We start from the raw sequence: 457 nt of genomic DNA on the forward strand, positions 1-457 counted from the left end.
TGGCGTTTCATCGCCTGGGAAGTCGTACTTCGAGAGAAGTTCACGAACTTCGAGCTCTACGAGTTCGAGAAGTTCAGCATCGTCAACCTGATCGCACTTGTTCAGGAACACAACGATCGCAGGAACGCCAACCTGACGAGCGAGCAGGATGTGCTCACGGGTCTGTGGCATCGGGCCATCAGCGGCCGAAACAACCAGGATCGCGCCGTCCATCTGTGCAGCACCGGTGATCATGTTCTTAACATAGTCAGCGTGGCCTGGGCAGTCGACGTGTGCGTAGTGACGAGCAGCAGTTTCATATTCAACATGCGATGTCGAAATGGTGATACCACGTGCCTTTTCTTCTGGCGCAGCGTCGATCTGGTCATACGCTTTGAAATCGCCGAAGTACTTGGTGATTGCTGCGGTCAGCGACGTTTTACCATGGTCAACGTGACCAATCGTGCCGATGTTTACG

1 protein-coding gene is annotated in these 457 nt (G+C 53.8%); it reads right to left on the minus strand.

The features are described 5' to 3' along the window. Positions 1-457 (minus strand): GTP-binding protein (locus tag ABE530_RS19710; protein WP_499695736.1); only part of this gene is annotated, 457 nt, incomplete at both ends.

Origin of the sequence: Brucella sp. TWI559 (assembly GCF_039674265.1) — a bacterium.
GTDB classification, from domain to species: domain Bacteria; phylum Pseudomonadota; class Alphaproteobacteria; order Rhizobiales; family Rhizobiaceae; genus Brucella; species Brucella chromiisoli.